This is a genomic window from Flavobacterium sp. CR10, assembly GCF_055814415.1.
On record NZ_CP185985.1, the window covers coordinates 830,184 to 841,801 of the forward strand.

12 protein-coding genes are annotated in these 11,618 nt (G+C 34.2%); 3 read left to right on the forward strand and 9 right to left on the reverse strand.

What is annotated here, in order from left to right; genetic code table 11:
• Window positions 1–93 precede the first annotated feature (93 nt).
• From ACNRYB_RS03840 to ACNRYB_RS03850, 3 genes are all read right to left on the reverse strand, one after another.
• A complete protein-coding gene (locus tag ACNRYB_RS03840) occupies window positions 94–1,131 on the reverse strand; it encodes an aldo/keto reductase (protein WP_473729290.1) in 1,038 nt (345 codons plus the stop codon).
• A 260-nt stretch (window positions 1,132–1,391) separates the two neighbouring features.
• On the reverse strand, window positions 1,392–2,336 hold the full coding sequence (locus tag ACNRYB_RS03845) for an OmpA/MotB family protein (RefSeq protein ID WP_129747871.1): 945 nt from the start codon (window positions 2,334–2,336) through the stop codon (window positions 1,392–1,394).
• Window positions 2,337–2,446: 110 nt separating this feature from the next.
• Window positions 2,447–3,208 carry an exodeoxyribonuclease III gene (locus ACNRYB_RS03850; protein ID WP_473729291.1) on the reverse strand — a complete coding sequence of 254 codons (762 nt, stop codon included), beginning with the start codon at window positions 3,206–3,208 and terminating at the stop codon, window positions 2,447–2,449.
• Window positions 3,209–3,326: 118 nt separating this feature from the next.
• Here ACNRYB_RS03850 and ACNRYB_RS03855 point away from each other — a divergent pair, with 118 nt between their 5' ends.
• Window positions 3,327–5,129 (forward strand): GNAT family N-acyltransferase, encoded by a 1,803-nt coding sequence (locus ACNRYB_RS03855; protein ID WP_473729292.1) that lies wholly within the window; start codon window positions 3,327–3,329, stop codon window positions 5,127–5,129.
• Between the two features lie 544 nt (window positions 5,130–5,673).
• Here the strand turns inward: ACNRYB_RS03855 and ACNRYB_RS03860 are convergent.
• The 5 genes from ACNRYB_RS03860 to ACNRYB_RS03880 form a co-directional block, all read right to left on the reverse strand.
• Window positions 5,674–6,051 carry a DUF805 domain-containing protein gene (locus ACNRYB_RS03860; RefSeq protein ID WP_473729293.1) on the reverse strand — a complete coding sequence of 126 codons (378 nt, stop codon included), beginning with the start codon at window positions 6,049–6,051 and terminating at the stop codon, window positions 5,674–5,676.
• Between the two features lie 196 nt (window positions 6,052–6,247).
• Window positions 6,248–6,520, reverse strand: a complete 273-nt coding sequence (locus tag ACNRYB_RS03865) for a TM2 domain-containing protein (RefSeq protein WP_066033290.1) — start codon at window positions 6,518–6,520, stop codon at window positions 6,248–6,250.
• Window positions 6,521–6,596: 76 nt separating this feature from the next.
• Window positions 6,597–7,061 (reverse strand): DUF2752 domain-containing protein, encoded by a 465-nt coding sequence (locus tag ACNRYB_RS03870; RefSeq protein WP_473729294.1) that lies wholly within the window; start codon window positions 7,059–7,061, stop codon window positions 6,597–6,599.
• Window positions 7,036–7,413 carry a DUF4234 domain-containing protein gene (locus ACNRYB_RS03875; protein WP_008465507.1) on the reverse strand — a complete coding sequence of 126 codons (378 nt, stop codon included), beginning with the start codon at window positions 7,411–7,413 and terminating at the stop codon, window positions 7,036–7,038. Before ACNRYB_RS03875 ends, ACNRYB_RS03870 begins: the two co-directional genes overlap by 26 nt.
• Before the next feature lie 191 nt (window positions 7,414–7,604).
• Window positions 7,605–8,555 (reverse strand): 2-hydroxyacid dehydrogenase, encoded by a 951-nt coding sequence (locus ACNRYB_RS03880; RefSeq protein ID WP_473729295.1) that lies wholly within the window; start codon window positions 8,553–8,555, stop codon window positions 7,605–7,607.
• A gap of 243 nt (window positions 8,556–8,798) precedes the next feature.
• On the opposite strand from ACNRYB_RS03880, the gene nhaA reads away from it, so the two are divergent.
• Together nhaA and ACNRYB_RS03890 are read left to right on the forward strand one after the other, a co-directional pair.
• Window positions 8,799–9,947 (forward strand): Na+/H+ antiporter NhaA, encoded by a 1,149-nt coding sequence (gene nhaA, locus ACNRYB_RS03885; RefSeq protein ID WP_473729296.1) that lies wholly within the window; start codon window positions 8,799–8,801, stop codon window positions 9,945–9,947.
• Complete coding sequence (locus tag ACNRYB_RS03890; protein ID WP_473729297.1) at window positions 9,944–10,483, forward strand: hypothetical protein; 540 nt, start codon at window positions 9,944–9,946, stop codon at window positions 10,481–10,483. Before nhaA ends, ACNRYB_RS03890 begins: the two co-directional genes overlap by 4 nt.
• 264 nt (window positions 10,484–10,747) lie before the next feature.
• Here ACNRYB_RS03890 and proC read toward each other — a convergent pair whose 3' ends face one another.
• A complete protein-coding gene (proC, locus tag ACNRYB_RS03895; protein ID WP_473729298.1) occupies window positions 10,748–11,524 on the reverse strand; it encodes a pyrroline-5-carboxylate reductase in 777 nt (258 codons plus the stop codon).
• Window positions 11,525–11,618: the final 94 nt, after the last annotated feature.

Sequence of the window (11,618 nt, forward strand, 5' to 3'; positions counted from 1 at the left end):
CTCCCGATAGCTATCGGGATTGCGAGATTAAAAAAACTTTGCGCCTTAGTGCCTTCGTGGCAAAAAAACCAGCGCCTTTATGGCAAAAAAAGTTTAAGGCGCAGGATCAGGAATTATAGCCTGAACAGCATCAATTTCTGCTAAGATTTGCTTAGAAAGCGTAACATCAATTGTATCGATATTTTCTTTTAATTGCTCCAAAGTTGTTGCACCAATAATAGCGCTTGTCAAAAACGGCTGCTGCAATACAAATCCCATTGCCAACTGTGTTAACGTTAAACCATGTTTTTTAGCAATTTCCTGATACAATTTAGTCGCTTCTGTGCATTGATCGCTATTGTAACGTTTGTATTGCGGAAAAAGGTTAATTCTTGCTTTCGGGTGACTTTCGCCAGTTAAGAATTTCCCAGTCAAAACTCCAAAGGCTAAAGGGGAATATCCTAACAAACCAACATTCTCATATTTTGAAACTTCTGCAGAATTCACTTCAAACAAACGGTTCAATAAAGAATACGGATTCTGAACAGTTTTGATTCTTGGCAGATTGTTGTATTTGCTTTCTTCCAAAAGGCGCATCATTCCCCAAGCGTTTTCATTTGAAACCCCGATGTGTTTGATTTTACCTTCTTTGATTAATCCGTCAAAAGTTTCAAGGATTTCTCTAAAGTTATCTTCCCAAACATCATCATGTCCGTGAAAAGCACGCTGTCCAAAATTATTGGTTTTTCTTTCTGGCCAATGCATTTGATACAAATCGATATAATCTGTCTGAAGTCTTTTTAAACTATTTTCGACTGCATATTTAATACTTGCTGACGAAAAATCCAATTTCTCACGCATATATCCAAAATTCGGATTTGGACCTGCTATTTTAGAAGCCAAAATCACTTTATCTCTATTTCCTGATTTTTTAAACCAAGTTCCAATTATTTTTTCTGTGCTTCCGTAAGTTGCTTCACTCGCAGGAACCGAATACATTTCAGCTGTGTCAAAGAAGTTTACTCCTCTTTCCAAAGCATAATCCATTTGTTCGTGTCCTTCTGCTTCTGTGTTTTGCTGCCCGAAAGTCATTGTTCCAAGGCATATTTTACTAACTTTTATATCGGTGTTAGGTAATGTTGTGTATTTCATTTTTTTTAAGGTTCTGAGTTGCTAAGATTCTAAGGTTCTAAGTTTACCTTCTTAATTTTTTTTAGAGATCAAAGATACAAAGGGATTTTTCAAATTTAAATTTGATAAAGGTTAAAAAAAGTACAAGATTCTTTTTAAAGATATTAAGGTACTAAGACGCTAAGATTCTAAGTTTTTTTATTGCCAATAAAAAAGGATTCAAGTAAAACTTGAATCCTTTTTTAAATCTTAGCATCTTAGTATCTCAGAACCTTAGCAACTTAATTAATACTATTAAGCATCTCCGCAATCTCATCTAATCTAGGAGTCAAGATAATTTCGATTCTACGGTTTTTGGCTTTTCCTTCTGGAGTAGCATTGCTAGCTAAAGGAGAAAACTCGCTTCTTCCTGCTGCAGTTAATTTTTGTTTATTGATTTTTGGGTTTTCACTCAAAATCGCTACAATTGCCGTTGCTCTTTTAGTAGATAAATCCCAGTTGTTTGCAATAGGTCCAGAACCAGCGTACGGATCGTCATCTGTATGTCCTTCAATTAAAACAGAAAGATCAGGATTGTCGCCTAAAACTTTTCCAAGTTCTACAACTGCTTTTCTTCCTTCAGTTCCAACAGCCCAGCTTCCTGAATTGAAAAGTAATTTGTTTTCCATAGAAACATATACTTTTCCGTTTTTATGTTCAACTGTTAAACCTTTACCCTCAAAACCAGTTAATGCTTTAGATAAAGTTTCTTTCAATTTACGCATTGCTTCTTCTTTAGCTGCAATCATATCTTCAAGTTCTTTCAAACGATTAGCCGTTTTATCCAAACGAGCTTGTTCATCTGCAAGAGCTTTTCCTTTTGCTTCCAACTGCGCTAATAATTCACGGTTTTTAGCCATGTTTTTCTCTAATGCATCATTGCTGTTTTTCTCCAATGCATTATAAGAGTCCTGAAGCACTTTATACTTTTTTTGCTCGGCAGCAAGATCAGCTTTTTGTTTTGCCAAATCATCATTAGCATTTGCTAAATCTTTAGTCAATTTATCACGATCGGTTTCTAACTGATTCTTCGCTTTCTTTAAACTTTCGTTTTCATCAGCAATAGAACGGTTTTCTTTTTTCAAATCAGAATATTTTGTTTCAAGATCATTGTAAATTTTCTTAGAAACACATGACGTTGTGGACAAGGCTAATGCCAATAATCCGATGGAGGCTTTTTTAATCATCTTACTTTAATTGGTTTTTATTTTAGGCGTTTAAAATCTCACAATTTCAAAATTCAAAATCAATTCTTGAATTTAAACCACCTTTCTCTCAACAAGAACAATACCAAAAATTAATCAATTTCGACTAAAATAGGGCAATGATCTGAATGCATTGCATCTGGAAGTATAACAGCTCTTTTCAATCTATCCTCTAATACATTGCTCACCAAATTATAATCGATACGCCAACCTTTGTTATTTCCTCTTGCTCCCGCGCGGTAACTCCACCATGAATAATGATGCGGTTCTTTGTTGAAATGGCGGAAACTGTCAATAAAACCAGATTTCATGAATCCATCCAACCAAGCACGTTCTGCAGGAAGAAATCCTGAAACCGTTTTATTGCGAACCGGATCATGAATATCTATGGCTTCATGGCAAATATTATAATCTCCGCAGATAATTAAATTCGGAATCGTAAGTTTCAATTCGTTTATATAATTCTGGAAGTCATCCATAAACATAAATTTATGATCCAGTCTTTCAATGTTTGTTCCAGACGGAAGATATAAACTCATTATAGAAACATCGTCAAAATCTGCGCGAAGATTTCTTCCTTCAAAATCCATATGATGAATTCCTGTTCCGTAAACAATATTATTTGGTTTTGTTTTAGAAAGAATTGCTACACCGCTGTACCCTTTTTTGGTTGCTGGATAGTAATATTGAAACGGATAGCCCGCAGCCGTAATATCATCTACCGGAATTTGATCCTGTGTAGCTTTTATTTCCTGAAGACATATTACATCAGGATTTGCTTGCTGCAGCCACTCGATAAACCCTTTGTTTATTGCCGCTCTAATTCCATTTACATTATAAGAAATAATTTTCATCAGTGATTTTTTTAGGATTCCAAATGTAATAAAAAAGTGCAAAGTTTATCTTGGAAACAATGAAAAGTAGACTTTTTTGTTATCTTTGTTCGCTGTTCTAATAAATTAAAAGTACTACATGGGTTTAGTTACCGCGAAAGAAGTTGCAAAGGCAATAAATGTTGAAAAGTACGGAGTTTTCGGTACCTTTTCTGGCTGGATTCTTATGAAGGTTCTTAAGATCTCGACCCTTAATAAAATTTACGATCGTAATAAACATTTGGAAGACCTTGACTTTTTGAATGGAATTTTGGACGAAATGGAAATTAAGTTTGAAATCCCAGAAGAAGATTTAAAACGTCTGCCAAAAGATGGTGCGTATATAACCATTTCTAATCATCCGCTTGGAGGAATTGATGGAATTTTGCTTTTGAAATTGATGCTTGAAAGAGAGCCAAATTTCAAAATCATTGCCAATTTCTTATTACATAGAATTGTTCCGATGAAAAAATACATTATGCCGGTTAATCCTTTTGAAAACCATAAGGATGCAAAATCGAGCGTAATTGGAATTAAAGAAACGTTGCGCCATTTAAGTGACGGAAAACCGTTAGGAATTTTCCCTGCTGGTGAAGTTTCAACTTATAAAGACGGTAAATTAGTAGTAGACAAACCTTGGGAAGAAGGTGCTCTTAAACTAATCAGAAAAGCTAAAGTTCCTGTAGTTCCTATTTACTTTCATGCCAAAAACAGTAAATTATTCTACTGGCTTTCTAAAATTGATGATACTTTACGTACTGCAAAATTACCTTCTGAGCTTTTGACTCAAAAAGACCGCGTAATTAAAGTGCGTATCGGAAAACCAATTTCTGTTAGCGAACAAAATGAGATCGAATCTTTTGAAGAATACTCAGAATTCTTGAGAAAGAAAACCTATATGCTGGCAAATCCGTTTGAGAAAGACACCAAACTGATTGACACAGCAAGCCTTAAAATACCAAAAGCGCCTAAAAAAATTGTTACGCCTGCAAGCGAATCAAAATTGATTGATGAAGTTCAGGCATTACGTGATAGCGACAGCAGGTTTTTACAAAGCAAAAACTACGAGGTTTTCTTTGCAAGTGCAAAGCAGATCCCGAACATTTTGCACGAAATTGGACGTTTACGAGAAATTACCTTCCGTGAAGTTGGTGAAGGAACAAACGAATCTATTGATATTGACGAATATGATCAATATTATCACCATATGTTTTTATGGGATGATGAAACCAAAAAAATCGCAGGTGCCTATCGTATGGGATTAGGTTCTGAAATCTATCCAAAATACGGAATTGAAGGTTTCTATCTAACTGATCTTTTCAGATTTGAACCAGAACTTCACGACATGATGCACAAATCAATCGAAATGGGGCGTGCATTTATCGTAAAAGAATATCAGCAAAAACCAATGCCTTTGTTCTTATTGTGGAAAGGTATTATTCATACCACTTTACGTCATCCAGAACATAAATATTTAGTTGGAGGTGTAAGTATCAGTAATCAGTTTTCAGATTTCTCTAAATCGTTGATGATTGAGTTTATGAAATCTAATTATTACGATCCGTATATTGCGCAGTATATTCACCCGAAAAAAGCGTACAAAGTAAAACTGAAAGACGCCGACAAAGATTTCATTTTCGACGAAGCAGAATCTGACTTGAATAAGTTTGATAAAATCATTGATGAATTGGAACCAGGAAACTTACGCTTACCTGTTTTAATTAAGAAATACATCAAACAAAATGCAAGAGTAGTCGCTTTCAACGTTGATCCATTATTCAATAATGCAATTGATGGTTTAATGTACATTAGAATCGCAGATATTCCAGAAAGCACTATGAAACCTGTTATAGAAGAGTTTCAGATTGAATTGGAAAAGAAATTGTCTGAGAAGGAAGATTAATTGTCTTTTTATATAAAATAGAAAAATCCCATTTACTGTAAAGCGAATGGGATTTTTTTGTTTAACATTCAAAATATAAAAACAATTAATATATACCTGTTGACTCGCCATACAACTCAATACAAACCTCATCGGCAACGCCAAACATAATTTGAAATCCTTCCGCTGTTTCAGGAATTTTTTCAGGATATTGTAATATTTCAAAATAGTACTCTTCACCCCTACTCACAACCAAATAACTAACATCTTCTAGTCCGTCTTCTGAATCTTCTATATAATCAATAAAAGGATCATCCTGTAAAACACCTGCTGCATCTAAGAACTGTTCTTGAAATTTTATAATCTGTTCTTTAGTCAGTTTTTTTTAATATTGCTCTCAAAGTTTCTTGATTCTGGTCACTATTTTTAATGATATCCCAAAACCATGTACTTGTATTAATAGAGTACTTTTCTATTAATTTAAATTTTTCACTCATAATATTTTAATTAATTCCCTAATTCAACAACACGGATTTGCAAATCCGGGCACTGTACTATTTAAAAACTAGTTAAGATCTTTTCCAATCTCTTCTAAGTCTTCTAATTCATTTTTAGGATCTGCACCATATTGATTTGTACCTTTTTCACCTTCTGTACAAGCTAAAATAAAACTGTAAATCGGAATAAACATATACCATCCACTTTTACCAACATCATGCATTCTTCTAACTGCCACAGCAAATAATGGCACCATCATACCTAAAATAAATATTCCAGCTAAAATTGAAAAAACAATTCCTATTACAGGAATAAAACTTAAAGCATTAAGTACAAAATAAACCAAGATCGTTAAAGGACCAAACATCCAATATTCTTTTCTTCTAGCTCTTCCATTAAAATTCGCATAGTTTTCCAAAACCATTTTTTTGTAAATTTCTAACATAATAATTCTTTTTAATTCCCTACTCTTAAGGATTTTCAGTTACTCCGTTTATTCTTTTTAACAGAGTGCAAGATTACTGACTTTGATAATTCTCATTAGCAACTAAAAGTTTTTATTACAACAGAAAAAGACAATTTACCGCATAAAAAAATCCCATTCATTTCTGAATGGGATTTAGAGATAAATATATTTTCTTTTAAAACCAGCCCTTATAACCAATTTGGTAAGTTTGATAAAATTCTTCATCGTCTCTGGTCAAATATATAATTCCTTCGATAACTCCAATTATACCGCCAATTCCAAAAGCCAAACCTAGAAGAAGCTGAATTATTCCTTCTTTGGTATAACCCAAATAAAACTTATGGATTCCTAGATATCCTAATAAAATAGCTAAAATTCCAGCTAATACTTTCTTATTTTCCTGTCCGTAACGCGGATTGTTCCAATCTTCTCTCTTTGTATTTTCCATGATCTTAATTTTTAGTATTCTTAAAACTGTACTTAAACAAACAAATCTGATTGTTGCAAAATCAGATTATTGGATTTTAAAACCAAATTGACTGATGCAAGATATCATCAAAAGAGTTGTTTCTCACAAATAAAATCAATCTTATAAGATGATAAACGCCCAGAAAAACAGCCAATCCATAAGCTAGCTTTCTGTTGTATAAAAGTGCGTTAAAATATTCTTTCTTGGTAATTAATTCTGTAGTCAAAACAACAATCGTTACAGCACAAAAAGCAATAACAAAAGGCCCCAAAATATGATACGAAATTGATTTGTATAGATCTCCCTGATAAAAATAGACTAACGATTTTGTAATTCCGCATCCTGGACACGGAAAACCTGTCAGCATCTTAAAAGGACATAATGATTGATCGGTTTCCAGATGATCATTATGATTATGAAGCATTAAAAAAAACGGAACTATCAGTGTAATTGCTGCACCGATAATTCCGTAAATTTTACGTCTTGTTTGCGTATTATTTATATAATCTGTTGATATCACCTTGTACAATCATTGCCGCCGCAATAGGAAAAAAGAATCCTAAAACAATTAATAAAGTAGATTGGTCTTTTTGAAGTTCACCAGTTTTCTCATACACTTTTGGCAAAGCATCTTTACCAGCCAAGTAGTAGAAATAAATATTAACTGGCATACAACAACCTGCAAAAATTGCAACTGGCTGCGAAATAACTTCTCTTTTTGCCACAGCATTAAAAACCTCAGCTACTTTAATATTCCAATAAATTAAATACAATCCGCAAGTTAAAAATCCAAATAGTAAAACCATGATAGGATCTACTTTAAATACTGGGATTTGTTCTTCAAAATTATTCGATGTTTCTTGTAATTCCATCTTTGTTTAAAAAAATTTATTAATTCCTACTCTTCGGATTTTCGGCTTTCTCCAAACTTAAAAAACAAATCTATTTAGACTCATTCTTTTAAAATTCGGAAACAATATTATTAAAAAATAAGAAATAAAACTAATCTTGCCAAATAAAATTTACAGGAAAAAACTCGTTATTAAATTCTAAAGCCTGTAGGCTATTGTTTGCCATAAACGGCTTTGATTTTATCTACAATTACCTGAGCCAAACGCTCATGGCTCTCAAAAGTCCAACCTGCAATATGAGGCGTCAGCAATACATTTTTTGCTTCCATTAAATATTGAAGCGCTTCTGGTGTATTGTTTTCTTGAAATAGCGTTTCAAACGAAAGTTTCTCGTATTCTAAAACATCCAAACCTGCGCCTAAGATTTTTTTCTCTTTCATCGCTTCAACTAAGTCTGCTGTCACAATGTTTTTACCGCGAGAAGTATTGATGATCCAAAAAGGCTTTTTAAACGCATTTATAAAGGCGCTGTTAACCATTTTATCTGTCTCTGGTGTCCAAGGAAGATGAAGACTTAAAACATCTGCTTTTTCGCGTAATTCTTCCAATGAAACCTGTTTCGCATTTTCGTCTCCAACATTATCCAAAATATCGTAGCATAAAACCTCTGTCTCAAAACCTCGTAATTTTTTGGCAAAAGCTTTTCCCATATTTCCATAACCGATAATCCCAACTGTTTTTAAATCCAATTCATGACCACGATTGCTTTCGCGGTTCCATTGTCCCGCTTTCACTTCTGCGTCTGCTTGGTTCAAGTTGTTGAATAAAGATAAAATTACGCCAAGCGAATGTTCTGCAACAGCGTTGCGATTTCCTTCTGGAGCAGCAATGAGATGGATTCCTTTCGAAGAAGCATACTCACAATCAATACTTTCCAAACCTGCACCAACTCTTGCAATAAATTGCAACTTTGTTGCAGCATCTAAAAAAGTCTTGTCAATCTTGAAACGGCTACGAATTACAATTCCGTTATAATCTTGAATTTTTGCTTCGATTTCTTCTTTTGAAGATTTAAAATCGGCGTGGTTTTCAAAACCAGCTTCTTCTAATTGATTCCAAAGAATTGGATTATTACTGTCGATATGAAGAATTTTTATGCTCATTTATTTAGAATTTTTAGAAACACAAAAATACGGGAAATGTTTAAGATTTCTTTTGAGTCATAATATTTTAATCTCGTAAAATCACAAAGTCACGAAGAAATAATTTAACACCAAAAAACATAAAAAACTTCGTGCCTTTGTGCCTTCGTGGCAAATGTCTTTTTATTGCTCGGATTTTTTTTTAACTTTGAAAGAATAAGGATTTCGCAATCCATCATATAAATCTTCAGAAAATCTTCCCTAATGAAACTTACCAAGACTTTTAAAGCCTTTTTTGAAAACGAAAAATCGGGAGGAATTATCTTGCTCTTTGTCACGATTTTATCTCTTTATCTCGCTAACTCTTCTGTTCAAGTTCCATACGTTGCTTTTTGGGAAAAAGAAATTGCAGGCCATTCTATAACAGATTGGATCAATGATGGATTGATGACTATTTTCTTCCTTTTAATCGGATTGGAGTTGGAACGCGAGATTTATCATGGAGAATTATCTAATATTAAAAATGCTTCTCTGCCAATTATGGCGGCTTTTGGAGGAATGCTAGTTCCTGCAGCAATTTTCTTGGCTTTAAATTACGGTACAACCACACAAAACGGAGCCGGAATTCCAATGGCGACCGATATTGCTTTTGCTATCGGAATTTTATCACTTCTAGGGAACAAAGTTCCTGCCTCATTAAAAGTCTTTTTAACCGCTTTGGCGGTTATCGACGATTTGGGTGCAATAATCGTTATTGCCGTTTTTTACACCACATCAATTTCCTTTTTAAATCTTGGAATTGCTCTCGGAATCTGGGGCTTGCTATTTATCTTAAACCGAATGAAAGTTCATAATCTGATTCCGTATTTAATTGGCGGAGCCATAATGTGGTATTTTATGCTTAATTCTGGCGTTCACGCAACCATTACGGGAGTTATTTTAGCATTTGTAATTCCGTTTGGCGATGGCGGAGAAAAAACCTCTTCGTATAGATTACAGCATTTTTTACATCAGCCCGTTGCCTTTTTTATTCTTCCGCTGTTTGCAATTGCCAATACGGCTTTAACAATCACAGAAGACTGGCACGAAGGTCTTAATCACGTTAACACATACGGAATCATTCTCGGACTTGTAGTGGGCAAACCTCTTGGAATTCTGCTTTTCTCGTCTGTCGGTGTAACTTCTGGTTTGTGCATGTTGCCTAAAAACTTAAAATGGGCACATATTTTAGGAGCAGGAATGCTGGGCGGAATTGGTTTTACCATGTCAATATTCATTACGGTTCTTGCTTTCAAAAATCCTGAAGTCATTGTTTTCTCCAAAATAGCGATTCTTATTGCTTCTTTCGTAGCAGGTTTGGCAGGCTTTTTATATCTAAAATATATTCTGAACAAAAAAACTAGTAATGGATGATTAACAATCAAAAATTAAGTCGCCTTTTATTTTTATTTCCGTTAGGATTGATTTTATCCTGTCATCAGAAAACAGAGAAAATTTTTGAAGAAAAAGCAGTAAAAACAGTTGCTGTTACAAATGAAAACCTTGCTCCTTCTGCTAAAGATTCCATTTCTGGAACTTACATTTCTAAAGCCGAGGACTGCAATATCACATTGATTATTTCGAAAGATAAAAAGGATTACAAGTACACTTTTACGACTCAAAACAGAAGTTTAAAAGGAAATGCTATTTTCTCCACAAGCAGTTCTGGCGAAAAATATATTTCTTTAGAAGGAATTCCATGGGACGAATATGAAGGCGATATTAGCAATGAAGATGATACTGATTCTGACAATTCTAAAGAATTAGAAATCCCCGTTGGTATTGATGCTTTGTATGTAAAAGACACTTTGACAATTCAGAATTATGGAAATGCAATGAATTCGTACACTAAGATTTCTGAGTGCGGGTTGAAGTATAGTCAGCTCATTAAAGCAAATTCCAAAAAGTAAAAATTCCAAATTCCAAGCTATTCGATAATATCTGTCATTCTGAGGAACGAAGACACGAGCGATAGCGAACTGGCGAAGCAATCACACTAGAAACTCCGCATTCAAAATTGTCAATCTTTGTCGACTTACTCGTGTGATTCTTCGTCCCTCAGAATGACAAAACTGTGGTTAATTTTGTAAAACAAAAAATTCCAAACCCCAGTTTTAAAATTGGAATTTGGAATTTAAATATTGAAATTTAAAATATTTGAATTTCTTTAAAACCTAACCTTTGATTTGTTTCAAAGAAGTTTTGATTCCTTTGATTAATGACGAACTGAAACCATTGTGCTCCATTTCATTCAAACCAACAATTGTACAGCCTTGCGGTGTTGTTACACGGTCAATTAATTGTTCTGGATGCACTCGTTCTTCTAAAAGCATTTTAGCCGCTCCTTTTACCGTTTGAGCCGCAATTGCTAAAGCGGTATTAGAATCAAAACCAATTTCGATTCCTGCCTGCATAGATGCACGAATATAACGCAATGCATATGCCGTTCCGCACGCACCTAAAACAGTTGCTGCATCCATTAGTTTTTCATCGATAACAGGAGCCGTTCCTAAATCTTGGAATAAGTCAACAACTGGCGACGCATTTGCTGCATATTTTTCTGGAAAAGAAATACAAGTTGCCGATTCTCCAAACTGAGCAGCAATATTTGGCATAATGCGGACAACTGGATACTCATAATTGGTTTTAGACTGAAGCATATCCAAAGACAATCCGCTAACTGCAGAAGCAATGGTTTTGTTTTGGATAACTGGCAGAATTTCGGCTAAAACAGTATCTACCTGATACGGTTTTATGGTTAAGATTACAACATCAGCTTCCTGAATATTGTGTTTATTATCGTTAGAAACTGTAATCCCATATTCTGATAAATATTGAATACTTGCAGTGTTTCTTCTAGTGACAGTAACTTGGTTGTTTTTCGAGAATTTAGCAATTCCCAAGGCAATAGAAACCCCAAGGTTTCCTCCTCCAATAATGTGTACTTTCATTTTGGTTTGGCTTTAATTTATTTCTGGTTGGTAAACAGCATTTTCCGCCTGCAAATTACGCAGATTTTAGAGATTTTAAATCACTGCAAAAGGC